Origin of the sequence: Pseudomonas syringae group sp. J254-4 (assembly GCF_032586855.1) — a bacterium.
GTDB classification, from domain to species: Bacteria; Pseudomonadota; Gammaproteobacteria; order Pseudomonadales; family Pseudomonadaceae; genus Aquipseudomonas; species Aquipseudomonas amygdali.
Map to the genome: position 1 here is coordinate 55,164 of NZ_JAWHOO010000003.1, position 25,120 is coordinate 80,283.

A 25,120-nucleotide genomic window follows, 5' to 3' on the forward strand; every position below is an offset into this window, starting at 1 on the left:
GCAAGCTACAAGCATGTAACAAATCTTCGTGCTTGCCGCTTGCCGCCGCTCCTCAAAAATGAATGACGGTGCGGATGCTTTTGCCTTCATGCATCAGGTCGAACGCCTTGTTGATGTCTTCCAGGCCCATGGTATGGGTAATGAACGTATCCAGCGGAATTTCACCGGTCTGCGCCATGTCGACATAGCTTGGCAATTCGGTGCGGCCACGCACGCCACCAAATGCCGAACCGCGCCAAACGCGCCCGGTCACCAGCTGGAACGGACGGGTAGAGATTTCCTGACCGGCACCGGCCACGCCGATGATGACCGACTCGCCCCAGCCCTTGTGGCAGGATTCCAGCGCTGCACGCATGAGCTGTACATTGCCGATGCACTCAAAGGAGAAATCCACCCCGCCATCGGTCATGTCAACAATGACTTCCTGAATAGGACGGTCGAAATCTTTCGGATTGACGCAATCAGTCGCGCCCAACTGTTTGGCGATCTCGAACTTGGCCGGGTTGATATCGATGGCGATGATTCGAGACGCTTTGGCTTTGACCGCACCGATCAACGCTGAGAGACCGATACCGCCCAGACCGAAGATCGCTACGGTATCGCCAGGCTTGACCTTGGCAGTGTTGAGCACCGCACCGATACCGGTGGTGACACCACAACCCAGCAGGCAGACTTTTTCCAGCGGTGCCTGTTTGTCGATTTTGGCCACCGAGATTTCCGGCAGTACGGTGTATTCGGAGAAAGTCGAGGTGCCCATGTAGTGGAAAATCGGCTCGCCCTTGTAGGAAAAGCGCGTGGTGCCATCCGGCATCAGGCCTTTACCCTGAGTGGCACGAATCGCCTGACACAGGTTGGTCTTGCCCGAGCGGCAGAATTTGCACTGACGGCATTCCGGGGTATACAGCGGAATGACGTGGTCGCCGACCGCGACAGAGGTGACACCTTCGCCAATGGCTTCGACAATTGCACCGCCTTCGTGGCCGAGGATCGACGGAAAAATCCCCTCGGGATCGGCACCGGAAAGTGTGTAGGCATCGGTATGGCAGACGCCGGAGGCCACTACTTTGAGCAGCACTTCTCCCGCCTTGGGCATGGCGACATCGACTTCAACGATCTCCAATGGCTTTTTGGCTTCAAAAGCGACAGCAGCGCGCGACTTGATCATCAAACTTCTCCGACGGGTAAAAACAAGGTTTGCAGTGTAGTACAGTGCCAATTGGCGAGTAATACGGCTAAAAGCAAAACATTAATGCTGTACAGGGATAATCCATGCACATCAATCGCTGGGAAGGTCTGGACGAATTCGTTGCGGTCGCTGAATGCGGCCAGTTCACAGCGGCTGCACAAAGGCTTGGGGTTTCCTCGTCACATATCAGCCGCCAGATCGTGCGCCTTGAAGAACGACTGCAAACCCGTTTGCTTTATCGCAGCACGCGCAAGGTCGCGCTGACAGAGGCTGGTCAAACGTTTTTACATCACTGCCAACGTTTGCAGGACGGCCGCGAAGAAGCACTGCGCGCTGTAGGCGATCTGGCCAGCGAACCGAAAGGGTTGCTACGCATGACCTGCGCGGTGGCGTATGGCGAGCGCTTCATCACGCCTTTGGTGACACGCTTCATGGACCTGTATCCGCACTTGCGGGTCGACATTGAGCTGAGCAACGAAACGCTTGATCTGGTGCATGAAGGAATGGATCTGGCGATTCGCCTTGGCCGGCTACAGGATTCGCGCATGGTTGCAACCCGCCTCGCGCCACGGCAAATGTATCTGTGTGCTGCGCCTTCCTACATTGAACGCTACGGGCGACCTCACAGCCTGTCGGAACTGAATCGCCACAACTGTCTGGTCGGGGGCAGCGATACCTGGCAGCTTCAGCAGAATGGCCGCGAGTTTTCTCAGAGAGTGCAAGGCAACTGGCGCTGCAACAGCGGTCAGGCGGTTCTGGATGCCGCGCTACATGGGGTTGGCCTGTGTCAGTTGCCAGACTATTACGTGCAGAAACACCTCAATGACGGAACGCTGGTTTCATTGCTGGAAGCCCATCAACCGCCCAATACTGCCGTTTGGGCGCTCTATCCGCAGCAAAGGCACCTGTCGCCCAAGGTACGCAAGCTGGTGGACTACCTTAAAGAAGGATTGGCGATGCGTGATGAGTACCGCCAGTAGCTAACGGCCGAACTCAGTGCGGCGTTGACGCAACCATTCAAGATCCTCGGGGCGAGTGACCTTGATGTTATCGGACCGCCCTTCGACCAGTCGCGGCGACTGCCCTGCCCACTCGATCGCCGATGCTTCATCGGTGATGCTCACATTCGACACCAGACTGTCCGCCAAGGCGCGATGCAGGGCCCCAAGACGAAACATCTGCGGCGTGAATGCTTGCCAGATCAGGCTCCGGTCCACGGTTTCAAGCACGCGACCACTGCTGTCGGCACGTTTGAGGGTATCCCGGGCCGGTACGGCCAGCAGGCCGCCAACCGGGTCGTCAGCCAGCTCTCCGAGCAGATTATCCAGATCACTACGCGCCAGATTAGGGCGCGCAGCGTCATGCACAAGCACCCAGTCATTGTCGCTCGCGCCCTGAGCATGCAGGTGCAGAAGCGCATTGAGCACCGAGCCTGAACGCTCGCTGCCGCCATCCACTCGCTGAATGCGGGCATCTTTAGCGCAGGGCAATGCAGCCCAGTAAGGGTCGTCCACAGCCAGACTGATCACCAGGCCCTTGAGCCGAGGGTGATCGAGAAAGCAAAGCAGGCTGTGTTCAAGAATTGTCAGGCCGCCCAGTTGCAAATATTGCTTGGGACGGTCAGCTGCCATGCGAGCACCAATGCCCGCTGCAGGTATCACTGCCCAGAAGGCAGGAAGAAAGTCTTTCATGGCACCAACTTGATTATTGCGCGAGCTGGTAAAGGGTTTCGCCGTCCTTGACCATGCCGAGTTCATGTCGGGCACGTTCTTCGACGGTTTCCAGACCCTTTTTCAACTCCATGACCTCGGCATCAAGCACGCGGTTGCGCTCCAGCAGCACCTCATTCTCAGCGTGCTGGTCGGCAATCTGCTGAGTCAGGCTGGCCACTTGCGCAAGGCTTCCGTTACCGACCCAAAGGCGGTACTGCAAGCCAGCCAGCAACAGGAGCAGGACGAGGAACAACCAGTTAGGACTGCGCATTGAAATATCAGGTACCCAGTAAAAAAGACAGCAGAGCCAACGTGAACAACAAACGACTGAGGGCATTGAGCCTGACATAAGCCAGGCTCAATCACTCCAGATTACCGCGGAGCGTCAGCATCAGAGCTGCACAGGCAAGTCAGGTGACTCGAGTCTGTGCAGCACTCTGCGTCTTTTTACCATCTATGGCTCAACCGCGAAACTCGGCACGACCACGATACGCGGCCTTGGAGCCCAATTGCTCTTCGATGCGCAGCAGTTGGTTGTACTTGGAAACGCGGTCGGAGCGGCACAGCGAACCGGTTTTGATCTGACCGGCAGACGTGCCCACAGCCAGGTCGGCAATGGTCGAGTCTTCGGTTTCGCCGGAACGGTGAGAGATGATCGCAGTGTAACCGGCAGCCTTGGCCATCTGAATGGCTTCCAGCGTTTCGGTCAGGGAGCCGATCTGGTTGAACTTGATCAGAATCGAGTTGGCGATCTTCTTGTCGATGCCTTCTTTCAGGATCTTGGTGTTGGTTACGAACAGGTCGTCACCGACCAGTTGGACTTTCTCGCCGATCTTGTCGGTGAGAACTTTCCAGCCATCCCAATCAGACTCGTCCAGACCGTCTTCAATGGAAATGATCGGATGCTTGCGCGTCAGCTCGGCAAGGTATTCGGCAAACTCGGCGGAGCTGTACTCGCCCTCTTCGCTGAGTTTGTACTTGCCGTTCTTGTAGAACTCGCTCGCCGCGCAGTCCAGCGCCAGGGTCACGTCGGTGCCCAGCGTGTAACCCGCATTGGCGACGGCTTCGGCAATAGCGTCGAGCGCTTCCTTGTTGGACGCCAGGTTAGGCGCGAAACCGCCTTCGTCGCCAACAGCGGTGTTCAGGCCACGCGCCTTGAGCACTGCCTTGAGGTGATGGAAAATCTCGGTGCCCCAGCGCAGGCCTTCAGCGAAGGTTTTGGCGCCGACAGGCTGGATCATGAATTCCTGGATGTCGATGTTGTTATCAGCATGCTCGCCACCGTTGATGATGTTCATCATCGGCACCGGCATGGAGTACACGCCCGGTGTGCCATTGAGGTTGGCGATGTGCGCGTACAACGGCAGATCCTGATCCTGAGCCGCCGCCTTGGCAGCTGCCAGGGAGACCGCAAGAATTGCGTTTGCACCCAGGCTTGCCTTGTTCTCGGTGCCGTCCAGCTTGATCATCGCGTGATCCAGAGCCTTCTGGTCAACCGGGTCCTTGCCCAGAAGCAGGTCACGGATAGGGCCGTTGATGTTGGCTACAGCCTTCAGAACGCCCTTGCCCATGTAACGGCTCTTGTCGCCATCACGCAGCTCCAGCGCTTCGCGCGAGCCGGTTGAAGCACCAGACGGCGCGCAGGCGCTGCCAACGATGCCGTTATCGAGGACCACATCTGCTTCTACAGTGGGATTGCCACGGGAGTCGAGAACTTCACGACCTTTGATGTCGACGATTTTTGCCATTGTTGTAAACACTCCAAGATTGACGAAAACGACGCAGCTGGGAAAACAATGCTCGCAGTCAGACGCAGAAAAAGGCAGGTCTGAATGCGACAACCCCGTCACGAATGACGGGGAACGGCACTTTACCGGAGAACCCTGTTCAAGCGGTCTCTACGATCGGAAAACTTTTGACAAGTTCATCCAGTGACTTGAGCTGGGCCAGGAACGGCTCCAGCTTGTCCAGACGCAGGGCACACGGGCCGTCGCATTTGGCGTTGTCAGGGTCCGGATGCGCTTCAAGGAACAGGCCGGCCAGATTCTGGCTGATGCCTGCCTTGGCCAGATCCAGGACCTGAGCGCGGCGGCCACCGGCAGAATCGGAGCGACCACCCGGCATTTGCAGGGCGTGTGTCACATCGAACAGGATCGGGTATTCGAACTGCTTCATGACGCCGAAGCCGAGCATGTCCACCACCAGATTGTTGTAACCGAAGCTGGAACCCCGCTCGCAGAGAATCAACTGATCATTACCCGCCTCTTCGCACTTGGTCAGGATGTGTTTCATTTCCTGAGGTGCGAGAAACTGGGCTTTCTTGATGTTGATGACTGCGCCGGTCTTCGCCATCGCAACGACCAGATCGGTCTGACGCGACAGGAAGGCCGGCAACTGGATGATGTCGCACACTTCGGCAACCACGGCAGCCTGATGAGGCTCGTGCACGTCGGTGATCAACGGCACGTTGAAGGTGCGCTTGATCTCTTCGAAAATGCGCATGCCCTCTTCAAGGCCCGGCCCGCGGTAGGAATTCACCGAAGAGCGGTTGGCCTTGTCGAAGCTGGCTTTGAACACGTAAGGGATACCGAGCTTTTCGGTCACCCTTACGTACTCTTCACAGACCTGCATGGCCATATCCCGGGACTCGAGTACGTTCATGCCGCCGAACAGCACCATTGGCTTGTCGTTGGCGATCTCGATCGAACCTACGCGAATTGTTTTCTGAGCCATGTGTGAAGTCCCTGTCAGGAGTTTTTCTGATGTTGAGCCAGTGCCGCCTTGACGAAACCGCTGAACAGCGGATGACCGTCACGGGGCGTGGAAGTGAATTCCGGGTGGAACTGGCAAGCGACGAACCATGGATGATCCGGTGCTTCGACCACTTCAACCAGCGCACCGTCGCCGGAGCGACCGGAAATCTTCAGGCCTGCCTCGATCAGTTGTGGCAGCAGGTTGTTGTTCACTTCATAGCGATGACGATGACGCTCGACAATCACGTCCTTGCGGTAGCAGTCGTGTACCAGCGAACCGGCTTCAAGCTGGCAATCCTGTGCCCCTAGACGCATGGTGCCGCCCAGATCGGAACTTTCGGTACGGGTTTCGACTGCACCGGTGGCATCTTCCCACTCGGTGATGAGACCCACCACGGCGTGCGCGCTGGTACGGTTGAACTCGGTGGAGTTGGCGTCTTTCCAGCCCAGCACGTTACGTGCGAACTCGATGACCGCCACTTGCATGCCCAGGCAGATGCCCAGATACGGCACCTTGTTTTCCCGTGCAAACTGGACGGCAGTGATCTTGCCCTCGACGCCGCGCAGGCCAAAGCCGCCTGGAACCAGAATCGCATCCACGCCTTCCAGCAGGCCGGTGCCCTGGTTTTCGATGTCTTCGGAATCGATATAACGCAGGTTCACCTTGGTACGGTTGGTGATACCGGCGTGGCTCATGGCTTCGATCAACGACTTGTAGGCGTCGAGCAACTCCATGTACTTGCCGACCATCGCGATGGTGACTTCGTGCTCGGGGTTGAGCTTGGCGTCGACGACCTTGTCCCACTCGGACAGATCGGCACCCTCGCATTGCAGGCCGAAGCGCTCGACCACAAAATCGTCCAGGCCTTGCGAATGCAGGATGCCCGGGATCTTGTAGATGGTGTCCGCGTCTTCAAGGGCGATAACCGCACGCTCTTCAACGTTGGTGAACTGAGCGATCTTGCGACGCGAGGACACGTCGATCGGGTGGTCGGAGCGGCAAACCAGTACATCAGGCTGCAGACCGATTGAGCGCAATTCTTTCACCGAATGCTGAGTCGGCTTGGTCTTGGTCTCGCCGGCAGTGGCTATGTAAGGCACCAGCGTCAGGTGCATCAGCATCGCGCGGCGTGCGCCCACTTCGAAACGCAACTGGCGGATGGCCTCGAGGAACGGCTGCGACTCGATGTCACCCACCGTACCGCCGATTTCGACCAGCGCCACGTCGGCATCGCCTGCACCCTTGATGATGCGGCGCTTGATTTCGTCGGTGATATGCGGAATGACCTGAATGGTCGCCCCCAGATAATCACCACGGCGCTCTTTGCGCAGGACGTGTTCGTACACACGGCCGGTGGTGAAGTTGTTGTTCTGGGTCATGGTGGTGCGGATGAACCGCTCGTAGTGACCAAGGTCCAGGTCGGTCTCGGCGCCGTCGTGAGTGACGAACACCTCACCGTGCTGGAACGGGCTCATGGTGCCTGGGTCCACGTTGATGTAGGGATCCAGTTTGAGCATGGTGACCTTGAGTCCCCGCGCCTCCAGGATGGCCGCCAATGAAGCCGAGGCAATGCCTTTCCCCAATGAAGAAACAACACCGCCCGTGACGAAGATGTAGCGCGTCATGAAAAACCCTAGAAGTCTGCGTTAAAGCGGTCAGAGCCGCCGGGGATAGCGAAGGAAGGCCGAAGCCCCCGATTACCGACAAAATTCACGGTGCACTCCCGAAACTGCTGCGTTGAAACCGACCGGCCGAAGCCAGTGTGGTGCGCGCTACATTTTAAGAATTACCCAGCAAACACTGGTTGGTAACCGGCAACTTGCGTTGTTTCAAAAGAACCAACAGAAGTTGTATCAAGAAGGGAGCGTAGTCTACCTGAAAGGGCCTTTCAGCTCAAACTTTGGTCGCTGGTCGGTACAACCCAGTGCAAACGCCAGCTTTCATTGGGCGAACCGTCCAGTCCAGGCAGGTTGGCGACGGCCAGCAGGTCATTATCGCAGTAGAGCAGCGGCAATCTGCCGCGCAGAAAAACCGGTACAGCCTGCTCATTTAGCAGCCGTTTTAGATCACGACTGCCGCGTCCGCCGAGGAGCATCAGCTCTCCTCCCTGCCGGTAGCGGATTTGCAGAGCGCCACACGGCGCATCACCTTCAAGGCTTACCCAGCCATTGCCCGGCAAGTGCAGCGGTGTGCGGCAGTCGGGCCAGTCTGTTACCCGGTGACAGTCGCGTCCCCAGTCAACCGGCACCCACCAAAGGCAGCCCTGCGCCCTGTGCAGCTCGCCATCGGCAAGCCGCCACAGCGGACGGGCATCCTGCGCCGCGTCGCGCAATGCCTCCCAGCCAGCCCAGTGATCGGTATCCGGCAGCCGCGTCAGCGGCGCAAGCCAATGGCGCAGTGCATTGCGCTGCCTTGCTGCGGACAGCACGGCAAGCGGGCCAATGCTCAGCACGGGAAAGCCAAGCCAGGCAAATGGCGTCGTGGCTTGGGCACTGGCCAGATCCTGCACGGCAAGCTCGTCCAGCAATTGCTGTGCTTCGCCAAGGTGGCCCGCAGTACGCGCCAGACTGGCCGCTGCCTGAGGCCATCTGGAGGTCAGCAATGGCAGCACGTCACTGCGCAAGAAGTTGCGCGAGAATCGGGAGTCGTCGTTGCTCGGGTCTTCGACCCAATTCAGGCCGTGCTGATGCGCGTAGCCTTCAAGTTCGGCACGAGACACTGCCAGCAGCGGTCGCACCAGATGCCCACGCCCCAGAATTCGCTGATCGGGCATGGCAGCCAGACCGCGTACACCAGCGCCGCGCAGCAGGCGGAACAACAGGGTCTCGGCCTGATCGTCACGGTGCTGGCCGGTGAGCAATACATCCCCCTCAGCCAGCCTGCCAGTGAAAGCGGTGTAACGCGCCTGCCGGGCAGCCTGCTCGATGCTCGCGCCAGGATCGACGCTTACCCGAACCAGCTCAAATGCCACACCCAGCGCCTGACAAACCTGCCGACAATGTTCAGGCCACGCATCGGCAGCGGCCTGCAGGCCGTGATGAACGTGGATGGCGTGTAAGACAGGCAGGGTTTCGCATTTGGCCAGTTCAGCCAGAAGATGCAACAACACCGTGGAGTCTAGGCCACCGGAAAAGCCGATATGCCAGGTTGGCGCGTTGCGCCAGGGAGCCAAAGCCTGAAGGAGCCTTGCAGGAAGGTCATGACCGCTATATGTGGAGGTGGTCATTGGTGTTTCTCACCGGACTTCGCTTATTCACGCACTGATCGGTCCAGTGCTCAAGCCAGCCCTTTCGCGAACAAACGAAGCGTCGCGCGGTTCGCTCCCACGTCCTTTGGGCAGAAGCCCGCAAGACGTGGAAACAATCGGGGCGACGCAGCTTACAGACCGTAGCTCATCAGACGGTCATAACGACGGGCCAGCAGCTCATCGTTATCGAACGCCTTGAGCATCGCCAACTGGCTGCTCAGTTCTTCACGAATCAACGCAGCGGCAGCAACCGGGTCGCGATGTGCACCGCCCAGCGGCTCGGCGATAACCTTGTCGACGATGCCCAGACCTTTCAGGCGATCAGCGGTGATACCCATCGCTTCAGCAGCATCCGGTGCCTTCTCGGCGGTTTTCCACAGAATCGACGCGCAGCCTTCCGGGGAGATTACCGCGTAGGTCGAGTACTGCAGCATGTTCAACTGGTCGCATACGCCAATCGCCAGCGCACCACCGGAACCGCCTTCACCGATAACAGTAGCGATGATCGGGGTCTTGAGACGGGCCATCACACGCAGGTTCCAGGCAATTGCCTCGCTCTGGTTACGCTCTTCCGCATCGATACCAGGATAAGCGCCCGGCGTATCGATAAAGGTCAGGATCGGCATCTTGAAGCGCTCGGCCATTTCCATCAGGCGGCAAGCCTTGCGATAGCCCTCGGGACGCGGCATGCCGAAGTTGCGACGAACCTTCTCGCGCACTTCACGACCTTTCTGGTGACCGATAACCATGACCGGCTGGCCGTCGAGACGGGCAATACCGCCGACGATTGCTGCGTCATCGGAGAAATGACGATCACCGTGCAGCTCATCGAACTCGGTAAAGATGTTTTCGATGTAGTCCAGCGTGTAGGGACGACGCGGATGGCGTGCCATGCGCGCGATCTGCCAGCTGGTCAGGTTGCCGAAGATGCTTTCGGTAAGCGTCTTGCTCTTGTCTTGCAGCCGGGAGATCTCGTCGCCGATGTTCAGCGAGTTGTCGTTACCCACCAAGCGCAGTTCTTCGATTTTGGCCTGCAAGTCAGCGATAGGCTGTTCGAAATCAAGAAAATTCGGGTTCATAGGCATCCGTCTTGGGTCGACGGCCAAGAGGCCGGCCGGTTGATCCGTCTGCGCCTTTCCTGTTCGGAACAGGCGCGGTCAGGTCGAAATTAAAATTCAGGGTTGAGCGCAAGTCGAGCCTGCGACGTTCAACGATACTGGAGAAAGACGTTCTCACGTCCGAACTGGTCACGCAGAGCTTGAATCAAGCTGTCAGCGGGATCAATCCGCCATGCTTCTCCCAATTGCAGCAATGCACGGGCGTCCTGCCCCGTGTAGTCCACTGTGATCGGACAGGCACCGCGATGGCGCTTGCACAGATCACCCAACCAGCGCAGCCGGTCGCCCTTGAGTGCTTCGGCGCGTACCGTCACTCGCAGGCTCTCGGCCAGATTGGTGCGCGCATCTTCGATACTCATGACCCGCTTGGCGCGCAACCGCAGCCCCCCGGAGAAGTCATCATTACTGACTTCGCCTTCGACCACCACCATAGCATCGGTCTGCAGCAGTGATTGAGCCGAATGAAACGCTTCGGCAAACAGTGATGCTTCAATGCGTGCAGAGCGATCGTCCAGGGTAATGAACCCCATCTTGTCGCCCTTCTTGTTCTTCATTACGCGCAAGGCAATGATCAGGCCGGCCACCGTCTGGGTGTCTCTGGCGGGCTTGAGGTCGATGATGCGCTGACGAGCGAAGCGGCGAATCTCGCCTTCATATTCATCGATCGGGTGACCGGTCAGGTACAGGCCCAGGGTTTCCTTTTCACCGCGCAGACGGTCCTTGAGGCTCAGCTCGCGGGTCTTGCGATGATTGGCGTAAACATCGGCATCCGCTTCAACGAACAGGCCGCCAAACAGGTCTGCGTGACCACTGTCGTGGCTGCGCGCGGTCTGCTCTGCCGCCTGAATCGCTTCTTCCAGCGCGGCAAGCAGCACCGAGCGGTTACGATCAATGTTGGCCTGATAGGCCTTGGGTTCCAGTTCGAAGTACGGCCCGAGACGATCCAGCGCACCGCTGCGAATCAGACCGTCCAGGGTTCGCTTGTTGACCCGCTTGAGATCGACGCGGGCGCAGAAATCGAACAGGTCCTTGAACGGCCCGTTCTGACGCGCATCGGTAATCGCCTCGACCGGCCCCTCGCCCACCCCTTTGATGGCACCAAGCCCGTAAAGAATGCGGCCATCATCGCTTACCGTGAATTTGAACTCCGATGTGTTCACGTCCGGCGCGTCGAGGCGCAGCTTCATCGTGCGCACTTCTTCGATCAAGGTCACGACCTTGTCGGTGTTGTGCATATCCGCCGACAATACCGCAGCCATGAACGGTGCCGGGTAGTGAGTCTTCAGCCAGGCGGTCTGATATGACACAAGTCCGTAGGCAGCCGAGTGGGATTTGTTGAAGCCGTAACCGGCGAATTTCTCCACCAGATCGAAAATGTTACCGGCCAGGTCCGGATCGATGTTGTTGGTCTTGCAACCCTCAATGAAACCGCCGCGCTGCTTGGCCATTTCCTCGGGCTTTTTCTTACCCATTGCGCGACGCAGCATGTCTGCACCGCCGAGGGTGTAACCGGCCATGACCTGCGCGATCTGCATCACCTGTTCCTGATACAGGATAATGCCGTAGGTCGGTGCCAGTACCGGCTTCAGTCCTTCGTACTGATAATCGACGTGCGGGTAGGACAGCTCGGCGCGACCGTGTTTACGGTTGATGAAGTCGTCAACCATGCCCGATTGCAGCGGGCCGGGGCGGAACAGCGCCACCAGTGCGATCAAGTCTTCCAGACAGTCGGGCTTGAGCTTTTTGATCAGCTCTTTCATGCCGCGCGACTCTAGCTGGAACACAGCCGTGGTTTCGGCGCGCTGCAGCAGCTGATAGGTCGGCATGTCGTCGAGCGGGATGAACGCGATGTCCAGCGGTTCTTCGTTGACCTTGGCGCGGTCGCGATTGATAGTCTTGAGCGCCCAGTCGATGATGGTCAGGGTGCGCAGACCGAGGAAGTCGAACTTCACCAGCCCCGCCGCCTCGACATCGTCCTTGTCGAACTGGGTTACCAGGCCGTCACCGGCCTCGTCGCAATAGATCGGCGAAAAGTCGGTCAGCTTGGTCGGGGCAATCACCACACCACCGGCGTGCTTACCGACGTTACGCACAATGCCTTCGAGCTTGAGCGCCATCTCCCAGATTTCCGCAGCTTCCTCATCCACCTTGAGGAAATCGCGAAGAATCTCTTCCTGCTCGTAGGCTTTTTCGAGGGTCATGCCGACTTCGAACGGGATCATCTTCGACAGACGATCCGCCAGTCCGTAAGACTTGCCCTGCACCCGCGCCACGTCACGCACCACCGCCTTGGCCGCCATGGAACCGAAGGTGATGATCTGGCTAACCGCATTGCGACCGTATTTCTCGGCCACGTATTCGATCACCCGATCACGGCCGTCCATGCAGAAGTCGACGTCGAAGTCAGGCATGGAAACCCGTTCCGGGTTCAGAAAGCGTTCGAACAGCAGATCGTATTCCAGCGGGTCGAGGTCGGTGATCTTCTGTACATAGGCAACCAGCGATCCGGCACCCGAACCACGACCCGGCCCCACCGGTACGCCATTGCTCTTGGCCCACTGGATGAAGTCCATCACGATCAGGAAGTAACCAGGGAAGCCCATCTGGATGATGATATCCAGCTCGAAATTCAGCCGGTCGACATACACCTGACGCTTGGCTTCGTAATCTTCGGTGGTGTCCTTGGGCAACAGGACGGCAAGACGCTCTTCGAGGCCATCGAACGAAACCTTGCGGAAATACTCATCGATGGTCATGCCATCGGGAATCGGGAAGTTGGGCAAAAAGTGAGTGCCCAGCTTGACGTCGATGTTGCAGCGCTTGGCGATCTCGACGGTGTTTTCCAGCGCCTCGGGCAGGTCGCTGAACAGCTCGGCCATTTCTTCCGGGCTTTTCAGGTATTGCTGATCGCTGTAGTTATGCGAACGACGCGGATCGTCCAGCGCCCGGCCTTCGCCAATACACACGCGAGTCTCGTGGGCTTCGAAATCAGTCTGCTTGATGAAACGCACATCGTTGGTCGCAACCAGCGGCGCACCGTGACGTTCGGCCAAGGCAACAGCGGCATGCAAGTGCTCTTCGTCATTGTTGCGATTGGTGCGCTGCACTTCGATATAGAAACGATCGGGAAATACCGCCATCCATTCGCGCAGCAGTTCGTCCGCCTCGCCGGGGTTGCCGCCGAGCAACGCCATGCCGATCTCGCCTTCCTTTGCAGCGGAAAGCGCAATCACGCCTTCACTGGCCTGCGCGACCCATTGGCGCTGGATGACGATCTGGCCGTTGCGCTGGCCTTCGATAAAACCACGGGAAATCAGTTCGGTCAGGTTCCGGTAGCCCTGGGCATTCATGGCCAACAGGCTGATGCGACTGAGCGCAGCGTCTTCATCCCTGCCCGCCAGCCACAAGTCGACACCACAGATCGGCTTGATACCAGAGCCTTGCGCGGCCTTGTAGAACTTGACCAGCGAACACATGTTGTTCTGGTCGGTCACCGCCACGGCAGGCATGTTCATGCCGGTCAGCGCCTTGATCAACGGTTTGACCCGGACCAGACCGTCAACCAGCGAGTATTCGGTGTGCAGGCGTAGATGAACGAAAGAAGCCGGCATGGTGATCCTATAAAACGCGAAAATACAAAAAACGAAGGGCAGGATTGTAACGGGCCCGGGATGAAACGTCAGTCCTGCAATAAACCGACTGGCAGCGGGATCGACCCGCCGATCATTATGGATGCTCGCGCTTCATGGGCTGCACGCACAGGTGCAAAGGAGCGTCGATGAATAGGCGTAGGCCCCAACCGGGCCAATGCCTCCAGGTGCACCGGGGTAGGATAACCCTTGTGCCCACCGATGCCATAACCCGGATAGATGAGTTCGAACGCTGCCATTTCCCGATCCCGGCTAACCTTGGCGAGAATCGATGCGGCCGCGATGGCAGGCACCTTGGAGTCGCCTTTTACAACCGGCGCAGAAGGCACTGACAACTGCGGGCAACGGTTGCCGTCGATGAGCGCCAGCTTCGGCGTGATACTCAACCCCTCGACGGCACGTTTCATGGCCAGCATCGTGGCGTGCAAAATATTCAATTCGTCGATTTCTTCAACTTCAGCCCGGGCAATGAACCAGCACAGGGCCTTCTCCTGAATTTCGACGTAGAGCTTTTCGCGCCGGGCTTCAGTCAGCTTCTTTGAGTCGTTGAGCCCGAGAATAGGCCGGGCAGGGTCGAGAATGACTGCCGCCGTCACAACCGCTCCGCACAGCGGGCCGCGGCCTACCTCATCAACACCTGCTACCAGATCCTCGACGAGTGTGAAATCCAGACCTGTTTGCATGATGGGCGACCTCACAGTGAAGACGACTGGCCGAGCAGGCTCAACACCGCATCAGCGGCCTGATTGGACGCATCTCGGCGCAAAATACGGTGAATGGCATCAAAGCCTGCGGTTTGCGCCTGACCGTCGTCGATCAGCGGCAGCAGCGTCCGGGCCAACGCTTCGGGGGTGGCGTCATCCTGCAGCAGTTCTGGCACCAGCAGGCGCTGGGCAAGCAGGTTAGGCAGCGACACGTAAGGGCTTTTGACCATCCGCTTGAGTATCCAGAAGGTCAGCGGCGCCAGACGGTAGGCCACCACCATCGGTCGCTTGTAAAGCAGGGCTTCCAGGGTCGCGGTGCCGGAGGCGATCAGTACCGCATCGCATGCGGCCAGCGCCACATGTGACTGACCGTCGAGCAGCGTGACTGGCAGATTGCGGCCTTGTAACAATTGCTCTATCTGAACCCGCCGCTGAGGGCTGGCGCAAGGCAGTACAAAACGCAGGCCAGGACGCTGCGCGAGAAGAAGCTCGGCAGCATCGAAAAACAACCCGCCCAGACGCCCTACTTCGCCGCCCCGGCTGCCCGGCATCAGCGCAACAACGGGCGCTTCCTGAGCAAAACCAAGCCCAGCGCGGGTCGCGGCGCGATCTGACTCCAAAGGGATGGTGTCTGCCAGCGGATGACCGACAAAGCGTACCGGTACGCCCTTCTCTTCATAGAAACGGGCTTCGAATGGCAACAATGTCAGCATCAGGTCACAGCCTTCACGAATCTTCAGCACACGCTTCTGACGCCAGGCCCAGACTGACGGGCTGACATAGTGCACGGTCTTGATCCCCGCGCGGCGTAGCTGAAGTTCGATATTGAGTGTGAAGTCGGGGGCATCGATGCCGATGAAGACGTCCGGCTTTTCCTTGATGAGGGTCTCTACCAGAAGCTTGCGCCGGGCCAGCAGCTCACGCAGCCTGCCTAGCACCTCGACCAGCCCCATCACCGACAGGCGCTCCATCGGGAAGTAGGACTGCATGCCCTCAGCCTCCATCAGCGGGCCACCCACGCCGATAAAACGGATATCGGGATGGCGCACCTTGAGGGCACGCATCAGGCCGGACCCGAGGATATCGCCGGATGCTTCACCAGCGACCAGAGCGATACATAATGGCTTGGTCATGATTAGCGAATGATACCGCGGGTCGACGTCTGGATAGACTGAAGGAATACGGCCACTTCAGGGAACTGCGCCGCCGGCTCAGCAAGGTCGGCCGCCGCCTGCGCGATGGTCAGCCCCTGACGATAGACCGTCTTGTAGGCTCTGCGCAGCGCATGAATGGCTTCTTCGGAAAAACCACGACGGCGCATGCCTTCGAAATTCATACTGCGCGCCTCGGCAGGGTTGCCAAACACCGTCACGAACGCCGGAACGTCCTTGCCAATGGCCGTACCCATGCCGGAAAAGCTGTGCGCACCGATGTGGCAGAACTGATGCACAAGGGTAAAACCGGACAGGATGGCCCAGTCATCGACATGAACGTGGCCTGCCAGTGCGGTGTTATTGACCAGAATCACGTGGTTGCCGATCACACTGTCATGGCCGATGTGCGCATAAGCCATGATCAGGTTGTGATCGCCGAGCGTGGTTTCAGCACGGTCCTGAACAGTCCCGCGGTGGATGGTCACGCCTTCACGGATCACGTTGTGATCGCCGATGACAAGACGGGTTTCCTCGCCCTTGTACTTCAGATCAGGCGTGTCTTCGCCCACCGATGAGAACTGGTAGATGCGATTGTGCTTGCCGATCCTGGTTGGTCCCTTGAGGACAACATGAGGACCGACGACTGTACCCTCGCCAATTTCCACACCGGCTCCGATGATCGACCAAGGGCCAACCTCCACGTTGTCGGCCAGAATGGCCGTCGGATCGATGATTGCGCGAGGGTCAATCAAACTCATAGTTTACGTTCCGCACAGATGATTTCGGCAGAGCATACCGCCTTGCCGTCAACTGTAGCCTTGCATTCGAATTTCCAGATCTGACGCTTGCTGCTCAGGAACTTCGCTTCAAGAACCAGCTGGTCGCCCGGCAGAACCGGTTGACGGAAACGCAGTTTGTCCGAGCCCACGAAATAATAGAGCGTACCGTCTGACGGCTTGGAGTCGAGCATCTTGAACGCAAGAATACCCGCAGCCTGTGCCATTGCCTCGATGATCAACACACCCGGCATGATGGGATGCTCAGGGAAGTGGCCGTTGAAAAAAGGCTCGTTGACGCTGACATTCTTGTAGGCGCGAATGTTCTTGTTCTCGATATCCAGCTCGGTCACGCGGTCCACCAGCAGGAACGGGTAACGATGAGGCAGATATTCGCGAATTTCTTTGATGTCCATCATTTCGAGGGGAAGCCTGTAGTAAAGATTAGGGGTGCGTCGCGACTGCGCAGCACCCCTCTACATCAAGGAGGCAGTTTATCGACTGTGCACGCTTGATATTAAAAAGGTATCAGCCATCAGATGAGCGATTATCGGAGCAGGTCACTGTCTCTACAGCCTTTTCGAGCTTTTGCAGACGCCGCGCCATGTCATCGATCTTGCGCAGACGGGCTGCGCTCTTGCGCCACTCGGCAGCGGGCTGCATTGCCGTACCCGACGAGTAGGAACCCGGCTCGGTAATGGAATGCGTCACCATCGTCATGCCGGTGATGAAAACACCATCACAGATTTCGATATGCCCCACCAGCCCTACACCGCCGGCCAGCATGCAGTGCTTGCCGATTATGGTGCTTCCGGAGATGCCGACACACGCAGCCATCGCTGTGTGATCGCCAACCTGTACGTTGTGGGCAATCTGAATCTGGTTATCCAGTTTCACGCCGTTGCCAATTCGCGTATCGGCCAAAGCACCGCGATCGATCGCCGTGTTGACGCCGATCTCGACGTCATCACCCAAGGTGACGCCACCGATTTGTGCAATTTTCTGCCAGACACCCTTCTCATTGGCAAAGCCGAAACCTTCACCGCCCAGCACCGCGCCCGACTGAATGACCACACGCTTGCCGATGCGCACATCGTGATAAAGCGTTACACGCGGTGCCAGCCAGCCACCTTCACCAATTTCGCAACGAGCACCGATGAAGCTGTGCGCACCAATGGTGACACCGGCTGCAATACGGGCACCGCTCTCGATAACTACGAAAGCGCCAATACTGGCGGCAGGATCAACCTGAGCATCGTCGGCAATCACTGCCGTCGGATGAACGCCCGCCACGCTTTTGGGCTTGGGGTCGAAAAAGTGCGAAATGCGCGCATAGGCCAGGTAAGGATCCGGGACCAATAGCGCATCTCCGGTGTAGCTGTCGGCATCTGCGGGCTTGAGCAGCACGGCAGCAGCCTGGGCATCAACCAGAAATTTACGGTATTGAGATTTTGCCAGGAAACTGATTTGACCAGGGCCGGCCTCTTGTAAAGCGGCCAGCCCGGTGATGTCCTTGTCCTTGTCGCCACGTAGCGTAGCGCCAAGGAACTCGGCCAATTGGCCGAGCTTGATGGTTATGCTCATGGTTACTTCAGCTGGTTCATGCGCTCGATGACCTGGCGAGTAACGTCGTATTGAGGCTTGACGTCAATCACTGCACCGCGCTCGAAGACCAGATCGAAACCACCTTTCTTGATGACTTCTTCAACAGCCTGATCCAGCTTTGGCTTCAACTGCTTGAGCATTTCACGGTCAGCAACTGCCTTGGCTTCGTTCAGTTCCTTGGACTGGAACTGGAAGTCCCGAGCCTTTTGCTTGAATTCAAGCTCCAGACGCTCGCGCTCAGGCTGAGCCATCTTGTCGCCGCCGCTGACCAGACGGTCCTGAATACCCTTGGCGCTGCTTTCCAGGCTTTTCAGCTTGGTCAGTTGCGGACCGAATTTTTTCTCGGCATCAACAGCGTATTTCTTGGCAGCGTCAGATTCCAGCAAGGCCATCTGATAGTTCAGTACAGCAATTTTCATGTCGGCAAATGCAGGGCTTGCAACCAGAACGGTTGCCAGCAGTACCAATTGAGTCAACTTACGCACAATACAACTCCTACAAAATTCGTTGCGTTATCAAAGATCAGACGCTTAGAAAGTCTGACCCAGGGAGAATTGGAAGACCTGTGTTTCTGCTTCGTCGTCCGGCTTCTTGATCGGCATCGCCAAGGCGAAGCTCAAAGGACCGAGCGCAGTGATCCAGGTGACACCGATACCCACAGAGCTGGCCATGCCGGAAAGGTCGATGTTGTTGCATTCGACGTTTTTACCACTGGCTGTCTTCCTGCTGGAATCGCAGTTTGTATCAAATACGTTGCCGACATCCCAGAACACGGAGGTGCGCAGGGAACGCTGGTCCTTGACGAATGGCAACGGGAACATGACTTCTACGCCACCCTGCACCAGGGCATTACCACCGAACGGCAGTGGATCCTGGTCCGGATCAGCCAACGTGCCGGGTTTTGAACCGTTACTCGGCGTACTACGCGGACCGAGCGTGCTGTCCTTGAAGCCACGAACCGAGTTGAAACCACCGGCATAGTAGTTCTCGTAGAACGGCAGACCCGAGGTCGAACCGTAGCCGTCACCGTAACCCAGCTCGGTGTGTAGACGCAGGGTGTAGTTATCGGTGATCGGGTGGAAGTACTGAGCACGGTAATCCAGCTTGAAGAACGACAGGTCGCTGCCCGGCAAGGTGGATTCAAACACCAGGCTTTGCGAGTGACCACGGGTCGCCAGTACGCCTTTGTTCAGAGTCGATTCAGACCAGCCAATCGAGCCCTTGAAGTTCAGGTACTTATCGCCTTCTTTTTCGACAAAGTCGAAGATCTCGTCAACGGTGTACTTGCCGGTCTTGATCTCATCCTGCTGCACGGTCAGGCCGTAGGTCAGGCGCGAGGTCTCGCTGATCGGGTAGCCGAGGTTGATACCGGCACCCAGGCTATCCACTGCGTAGCTTGCAACATCAACGTCAAGGTCATCGTAGTTGGTGGTGCGGTAGAACGCGTTGTAACCCAGGCTGACACCGTCCGGCGTGTAGTACGGATCGACGTAGCTGAAGTTGTAACGGCTCTGATATTCGCTGCGGGTCAGGCCGATGCTGACCTTGTTACCGGTACCGAGGAAGTTGTTCTGGCTGATCGAACCACCGAGGATCAGACCGGCGCTTTGCGCGAAGCCGACGCTGGCGGTGATCGAACCGGACGCCTGCTCTTCAACGGCGTAGTTCACATCGACCTGATCGTCGGTGCCTGGAACAGGTGGCGTCTCGACGTTGACTTCCTTGAAGAAGCCCAGACGGTCCAGACGGGTTTTCGACTGGTCAATCAGGTAGGTCGAAGCCCAGCCGCCTTCCATCTGACGCATTTCGCGACGCAGCACTTCGTCTTCCGACTTGGTGTTGCCGCGGTAGTTGATGCGGTTGACGTAGGCACGCTTGCCGGGATCGACCACGAAGGTGATGTCAACCGTGTGGTCTTCGTTGTTCGGGGTCGGCACGCCGTTGACGTTGGCGAAGGTGTAGCCTTCGTTACCCAGACGACGGGTGATCAGCTCGGACGTGGTGGTCATGACCTTACGCGAGAACACCTGACCCGGCTGTACCAGCAGCAGGGACTTGACCTGGTCTTCAGGAACCTTCAGGTCACCGCTGAGCTTGACCGACTTGACGCTGTATTTTTCGCCTTCGTTGATGTTGACCGTGATGTACACGTTCTTCTTGTCCGGCGTGATCGAGACCTGGGTCGAGGCGATATCCATGTTGATATAGCCGCGATCGAGGTAGTACGAACGCAGACGCTCAAGGTCACCCGACAGCTTTTCACGGGCGTACTTGTCATCATTCTTGAAGAACGACAGCCAGTTGCTGGTCTTGAGCTCGAACAGGTCGGTCAGGTCTTCGTCGGAGAAGACCGTGTTGCCCACCACGTTGATATGCTGAATGGAGGCGACGGTGCCTTCATTGATGTTGATTTTCAGGCCCACGCGGTTGCGCGGCTGTGGAACGACCTCGGCGTCAACCTCGGCAGAGTAACGGCCCTGGGCAACGTATTGGCGTTGCAGCTCGTTACGTACACCTTCAAGGGTTGCACGCTGGAAAATTTCACCCTCGGCCAGACCGGACTGTTTCAGCCCCTTCATCAGGTCTTCGGTGGAGATGGCCTTGTTGCCTTCGATTTCGATACTTGCAACCGAAGGACGCTCGACGACGTTGATGACGAGTACGTTGCCATCGCGACCCAGCTGGATATCTTGAAAGAAACCGGTTTTGAACAGCGAACGGGTAGCATCGACCAAACGACCATCGTCCGCCTGCTCGCCTACGTTCAGCGGCAACGCACCAAAGACACTGCCGGCGGATACCCGCTGGAGGCCGTTGACACGAATATCGGAGATGGTGAAGGACTCGGCGTGAACTTCAGCGATCATCAGTGCGGAAAGAACCGCAGTTAGCAGCAGACGTTTCATGAAGTCCTTTCTTATTCCAACTGGCAATAAACAAACTGCCGCAAAATGCGGCAGATTCGCAACTCGGCAAAGCGTTACAGTCGGCCCAGATCGTTGACCAGCGCGAGCAACATTACGCCCACCACCAGACTGATACCGATCTGCGCCCCCCAACCTTGAACCTTTTCCGAAAGGGGACGACCACGCGCCCACTCGATCAGATAAAACAGCAAATGCCCCCCGTCCAGGACGGGAATGGGCAGCAAATTCAGAACACCCAGGCTAATACTCAGATAAGCGAGGAAGTTCAGAAAATCTCCGATGCCCGACTGGGCCGAAGCGCCCGCCACTTTAGCAATGGTTATCGGTCCACTCAAGTTTTTTACCGAGAGCTCGCCGAACAACATTTTCTTCAGTGAGTCCAGGGTCAGCACACTCATGTTCCACGTGCGCTTTATCCCCTCGCCCATCGCGGCGAAAGGACCGTAGCTGACCTCGCGCAGCATTTCCGGTGGCCAATCGACAGCTTTGACGCCAGCCCCCAGATAACCCGCGGCCGCCTTGCCTTCGCCTTTCGCGGCGAGGGTTACAGGGACGTCCATTTGTACACCGTCACGCTCGATGCGCAGCGATACTTTTGCCTCAGGGCGCTCGCGCACCCGGTCAACAACCTGCTGCCACTCATTGAGCGGCTGACCGTCCATCGAAATCAGGCGATCTCCGGTTTTAAGCCCGGCACTCTGCGCCGGACCTTTCGGGTCGATCTCTGCCAGCACGGGCAACAAGGCCGGGCGCCACGGACGAATACCCAGCGACTTGATCGGATCAGGCTCTTCAGCCCCCCTGAGCCAGTCATTGAGTACCAGTTCACGAGACGTGTCGACCGTCGAACCCTGATCCCTGAGCTTCAAAGCGATGGTGCCGCTTTCACCCAGGCGGCGGACCAGTTGCAGATTCACCCCGGCCCAGCCCGACGTCGGCTCGCCATCGACTGCGACGATTTCCTGCCCGGCAGTCAGACCCGCCTGTTGAGCGATGCTTCCGGACTCGACGGCGCCGATAACCGGACGAACCTGTTCGCTGCCCATCATCGCCAGCACCCAGAAAAACGCGATGGCCAGCAGGAAATTGGCTGTCGGGCCTGCGATCACGATTGCGATACGCTGCCCGACGGTCTTGCGATTGAACGACTGGTCGGCAAGCTCGGGCGGGACATTGCCTTCGCGCTCGTCGAGCATTTTGACATAGCCACCCAGCGGAATTGCAGCGACCACATACTCGGTGCCCTGACGATCACTCCAACGCAGAAGAGGCGTGCCGAAGCCCACTGAAAAACGCAGCACCTTGACGCCACAACGCCTGGCCACCCAGAAGTGGCCGAATTCGTGGAAGGTCACCAGCACGCCCAACGCAATCAGGGTGCCGAGAATCATGTATAAAGCGCTCATCAGCCTTCTCCGGGTACCGACTGGTCGGCCAGTGTGTTAATCATCGCAGACTTCAAAAGCTGCCGTTGACGCACCACATCGACCCTTTCATTCAAATCCTGACGGGTCATCAGATCGCTATCGCCCGTTTCTTTCAAGCCATTGGCCCGCGAGCAAACGCGCTTTTGCATCCGCGGCAAACACCGCGTCGAGCCCTTCGACCGCAGTCACAGGCTCATGATTCAGAACCTCCTCGATAATACCGGCGATTTCCAGGTAACGGATACGCCCATCAAGGAATGCAGCGACGGCCACTTCATTGGCTGCGTTAAGCATGGCAGGCGCACTGCCTCCAGCCTCTGCCGCGTGACGCGCCAGCCGCAGGCAGGGGAAACGCTCCTCGTCGGGCTTCTGAAAATCAAGCTGGCCGATACGGAACAGATCCAGAGGCGCAACACCAGAGTCTACACGTGCAGGCCAGGCCAGTGCATTGGCGATGGGCGTACGCATGTCGGGATTGCCCAATTGAGCGAGTACAGAGCCATCAACATAATCGACCAGCGAGTGGATCACGCTCTGCGGATGGATGACCACCTCGACCTGATCCGGACGTGCGTCGAACAGCCAGCAGGCTTCGATCAGCTCAAGGCCCTTGTTCATCATGGTCGCCGAATCAACGGAAATCTTGCGACCCATCGACCAGACAGGATGCGCGCAGGCCTGTTCGGGCGTCACATTCTGCAACTGTTCGAGCGGGGTTTCGCGGAACGGTCCGCCCGAGGCCGTCAACATGATCCGCCGGACACCCACAGCACCAAGCCCGCGAGCAAAATCGCCGGGCAGGCACTGGAAAATCGCATTGTGCTCACTGTCGATGGGCAGCAGCACTGCGCCGCTCTGCCGAACAGCCTGCATAAACAGGTCACCGGACATGACCAGCGCTTCCTTGTTGGCCAGCAAGACCTTCTTGCCCGCCTCGACCGCAGCCAGGGTCGGGCGCAGACCGGCAGCGCCGACAATGGCGGCCATGACTGCGTCGACGCGCGGGTGCGCGGCTACTTCACACAGACCACCCTCGCCTACCAGTACCCGGGTGTCGAGCCCGGCCGCAGCGAGGTCGTCCTGCAATTTACGGGCGGCGACCTGATCGGGAACCACAGCGTATTGCGGGGTATGCCGGACGCACAGGGCCAGCAACTCATCGAGACGACTGAAGCCCGTAAGCGCGAATACCTGATAAAGAGAAGGATGACGTGCGACGACATCCAGAGTGCTCAGACCGATAGAGCCTGTGGCACCCAGAATGGTGATGTGTTGCGGCCCACTCACATGACACCCCAGTCAGCGGCCCAGAGCAGAACCGCAAATACCGGAATGGCCGCAGTAAGGCTGTCGATACGATCCAGCACGCCGCCGTGCCCAGGCAGCAGGTTGCTGCTGTCCTTGACCCCTGACTGGCGCTTGAACATGCTTTCAGTCAGGTCGCCAATTACGGAGATGAACACAATCACAGCAGCGCCAAGCAGCCCGGCGATGAACTGAGCAACGGTCCAGTCGCGAGAAACACCCACAGCGGCCGTAATGCCCAGACTGACTGCCAGACCGCCGTATACGCCTTCCCAACTCTTGCCCGGACTTACCTTGGGGGCCAGCTTGCGCTTGCCGAACGCCTTGCCGGAGAAATAGGCACCAATGTCGGCAGCCCATACCAGCACCATCACCGACAGAATCAGCCAGTTACCCAGCGGCCACTGCTTGATCAGCACCAACCCCTGCCAGGCAGGCAGCAAAATCAAAAGACCGATCACCAGCTTGCAGGCCGCGCTTGCCCAGTGGTTGCTGGAGTCCGGATAGGTAAGGACCAGAAAGGTCGCCACGCCCCACCAGATGACGGCTGCGACGAGCACCCAGGGCTCCAGCCCTGGCAGCAGATACATGAGGAATAGCAGAATTGCGACCACAGCCGCATAACCGATGCGCATCGACTGCGCAGCAAAACCTGCGAGCCGCGCCCATTCCCAGGAACCCAGCACGACAACCACCCCGATGAACAGGGCGAAGTACATGCCGGTCAGCAGGAAAAAACCGCACAAGGCGATCGGCAACAAAATGAGTGCCGTGATGATCCGTTGTTTCAGCATTAAGCCCGGGCCCCAGCCTCTACCTGTTCGCTGGTTTTACCGAAGCGACGTTGGCGAGAAGCGAAATCTGCCAGCGCGGCGCGCATGGCATCGTGTTTGAAGTCCGGCCAGAACAGGTCGGAGAAGTACAGCTCGGCATAGGCCAGCTGCCAAAGCAGGAAATTACTGATGCGGTGTTCGCCACCGGTGCGGATGCACAAGTCCGGCAACGGCAGATCGCCCGTTGCCAGACAGGTCTGCAGCAGCTCGGGAGTAATATCCTCCGGCTGCAGGTGCCCGGCCTGAACCTCGCGCGCCAGCCGCTGGGCAGCCTGTGCGATGTCCCACTGCCCACCGTAGTTGGCAGCGATCTGCAGCACGAAACGGCTGTTGCCGGATGTGCGCACTTCCGCCTCGCGCATTGCAGCCTGCAGCTCGGGATGAAAGCGCGAGCGATCGCCAATGATCCGCAGGCTGATGTCGTTCTCGTTCAGGCGCTTGGTTTCGCGGCGTAGCGCCGTGAAGAAAAGCTCCATCAGCGCACCAACCTCTTCGGCCGGGCGCTGCCAGTTTTCACTGGAGAACGCGAACAGTGTCAGCACCTCGACCTTGGCTTCGGCACACACCTCGATAACGGCACGCACAGCGTCGACGCCCGCCTTATGGCCAGCGACGCCTGGCAGCAGGCGCTTCTTGGCCCAGCGATTATTACCATCCATGATAATCGCGACATGGCGCGGTACCGAAGACGGCACGGCCGGTTTTATCTTTTCCATGAAAGC

21 protein-coding genes are annotated in these 25,120 nt (G+C 58.3%); 1 reads left to right on the forward strand and 20 read right to left on the reverse strand.

Features of this window, described 5'->3' with window-relative positions; all coding sequences use genetic code 11:
- Positions 1 to 52 precede the first annotated feature (52 nt).
- Positions 53 to 1,165 (reverse strand): S-(hydroxymethyl)glutathione dehydrogenase/class III alcohol dehydrogenase, encoded by a 1,113-nt coding sequence (locus RYB09_RS05355; RefSeq protein WP_002554707.1) that lies wholly within the window; start codon positions 1,163 to 1,165, stop codon positions 53 to 55.
- A 110-nt stretch (positions 1,166 to 1,275) separates the two neighbouring features.
- On the opposite strand from RYB09_RS05355, the gene RYB09_RS05360 reads away from it, so the two are divergent.
- A complete protein-coding gene (locus RYB09_RS05360) occupies positions 1,276 to 2,166 on the forward strand; it encodes a LysR family transcriptional regulator (RefSeq protein ID WP_170947352.1) in 891 nt (296 codons plus the stop codon).
- Here RYB09_RS05360 and ispD read toward each other — a convergent pair whose 3' ends face one another.
- From ispD to uppS, 19 genes are all read right to left on the reverse strand, one after another.
- Positions 2,167 to 2,877: a 2-C-methyl-D-erythritol 4-phosphate cytidylyltransferase gene (gene ispD / locus RYB09_RS05365; protein WP_004657939.1), complete on the reverse strand. Its 711-nt coding sequence runs from the start codon at positions 2,875 to 2,877 to the stop codon at positions 2,167 to 2,169.
- 13 nt (positions 2,878 to 2,890) lie between these two features.
- Positions 2,891 to 3,169, reverse strand: coding sequence for a cell division protein FtsB (gene ftsB / locus RYB09_RS05370; protein ID WP_002554710.1), 279 nt, complete (start codon positions 3,167 to 3,169; stop codon positions 2,891 to 2,893).
- Between the two features lie 190 nt (positions 3,170 to 3,359).
- Positions 3,360 to 4,646: a phosphopyruvate hydratase gene (gene eno / locus RYB09_RS05375; protein WP_004666020.1), complete on the reverse strand. Its 1,287-nt coding sequence runs from the start codon at positions 4,644 to 4,646 to the stop codon at positions 3,360 to 3,362.
- Positions 4,647 to 4,785: 139 nt separating this feature from the next.
- Positions 4,786 to 5,631, reverse strand: a complete 846-nt coding sequence (gene kdsA / locus RYB09_RS05380) for a 3-deoxy-8-phosphooctulonate synthase (RefSeq protein ID WP_004666021.1) — start codon at positions 5,629 to 5,631, stop codon at positions 4,786 to 4,788.
- A gap of 14 nt (positions 5,632 to 5,645) precedes the next feature.
- The gene (locus RYB09_RS05385) at positions 5,646 to 7,277 is read right to left on the reverse strand and encodes a CTP synthase (RefSeq protein WP_002554712.1); all 1,632 of its coding nucleotides are present in this window, start codon (positions 7,275 to 7,277) and stop codon (positions 5,646 to 5,648) included.
- 263 nt (positions 7,278 to 7,540) lie between these two features.
- Entirely contained in the window at positions 7,541 to 8,878 is a 1,338-nt protein-coding gene (gene tilS / locus RYB09_RS05390; protein WP_316887624.1) for a tRNA lysidine(34) synthetase TilS, read from the reverse strand.
- Positions 8,879 to 9,030: 152 nt separating this feature from the next.
- Positions 9,031 to 9,978, reverse strand: coding sequence for an acetyl-CoA carboxylase carboxyl transferase subunit alpha (accA, locus tag RYB09_RS05395; protein ID WP_058407350.1), 948 nt, complete (start codon positions 9,976 to 9,978; stop codon positions 9,031 to 9,033).
- A gap of 128 nt (positions 9,979 to 10,106) precedes the next feature.
- Positions 10,107 to 13,628: a DNA polymerase III subunit alpha gene (dnaE, locus tag RYB09_RS05400; protein WP_002554715.1), complete on the reverse strand. Its 3,522-nt coding sequence runs from the start codon at positions 13,626 to 13,628 to the stop codon at positions 10,107 to 10,109.
- Between the two features lie 68 nt (positions 13,629 to 13,696).
- A complete protein-coding gene (rnhB, locus tag RYB09_RS05405; RefSeq protein WP_058399658.1) occupies positions 13,697 to 14,350 on the reverse strand; it encodes a ribonuclease HII in 654 nt (217 codons plus the stop codon).
- An 11-nt stretch (positions 14,351 to 14,361) separates the two neighbouring features.
- Positions 14,362 to 15,504 carry a lipid-A-disaccharide synthase gene (gene lpxB / locus RYB09_RS05410; protein ID WP_058399657.1) on the reverse strand — a complete coding sequence of 381 codons (1,143 nt, stop codon included), beginning with the start codon at positions 15,502 to 15,504 and terminating at the stop codon, positions 14,362 to 14,364.
- A gap of 2 nt (positions 15,505 to 15,506) precedes the next feature.
- Entirely contained in the window at positions 15,507 to 16,283 is a 777-nt protein-coding gene (gene lpxA / locus RYB09_RS05415) for an acyl-ACP--UDP-N-acetylglucosamine O-acyltransferase (protein ID WP_002554718.1), read from the reverse strand.
- Positions 16,280 to 16,720: a 3-hydroxyacyl-ACP dehydratase FabZ gene (fabZ, locus tag RYB09_RS05420; RefSeq protein ID WP_002554719.1), complete on the reverse strand. Its 441-nt coding sequence runs from the start codon at positions 16,718 to 16,720 to the stop codon at positions 16,280 to 16,282. The genes lpxA and fabZ overlap by 4 nt, the downstream gene beginning before the upstream one ends.
- A 109-nt stretch (positions 16,721 to 16,829) precedes the next feature.
- A complete protein-coding gene (gene lpxD / locus RYB09_RS05425; RefSeq protein ID WP_058399656.1) occupies positions 16,830 to 17,885 on the reverse strand; it encodes a UDP-3-O-(3-hydroxymyristoyl)glucosamine N-acyltransferase in 1,056 nt (351 codons plus the stop codon).
- 2 nt (positions 17,886 to 17,887) lie between these two features.
- On the reverse strand, positions 17,888 to 18,391 hold the full coding sequence (locus RYB09_RS05430) for an OmpH family outer membrane protein (protein ID WP_002554721.1): 504 nt from the start codon (positions 18,389 to 18,391) through the stop codon (positions 17,888 to 17,890).
- A gap of 45 nt (positions 18,392 to 18,436) precedes the next feature.
- Positions 18,437 to 20,812, reverse strand: a complete 2,376-nt coding sequence (bamA, locus tag RYB09_RS05435; protein WP_032616028.1) for an outer membrane protein assembly factor BamA — start codon at positions 20,810 to 20,812, stop codon at positions 18,437 to 18,439.
- 74 nt (positions 20,813 to 20,886) lie between these two features.
- Positions 20,887 to 22,239 carry a sigma E protease regulator RseP gene (rseP, locus tag RYB09_RS05440; protein WP_011169295.1) on the reverse strand — a complete coding sequence of 451 codons (1,353 nt, stop codon included), beginning with the start codon at positions 22,237 to 22,239 and terminating at the stop codon, positions 20,887 to 20,889.
- A gap of 117 nt (positions 22,240 to 22,356) precedes the next feature.
- A complete protein-coding gene (gene ispC / locus RYB09_RS05445) occupies positions 22,357 to 23,547 on the reverse strand; it encodes a 1-deoxy-D-xylulose-5-phosphate reductoisomerase (protein WP_057402177.1) in 1,191 nt (396 codons plus the stop codon).
- A complete protein-coding gene (locus RYB09_RS05450; protein WP_058399654.1) occupies positions 23,544 to 24,359 on the reverse strand; it encodes a phosphatidate cytidylyltransferase in 816 nt (271 codons plus the stop codon). Before RYB09_RS05450 ends, ispC begins: the two co-directional genes overlap by 4 nt.
- Positions 24,359 to 25,114, reverse strand: coding sequence for a polyprenyl diphosphate synthase (gene uppS, locus RYB09_RS05455; RefSeq protein ID WP_002554726.1), 756 nt, complete (start codon positions 25,112 to 25,114; stop codon positions 24,359 to 24,361). Before uppS ends, RYB09_RS05450 begins: the two co-directional genes overlap by 1 nt.
- Between the last annotated feature and the right edge of the window lie 6 nt (positions 25,115 to 25,120).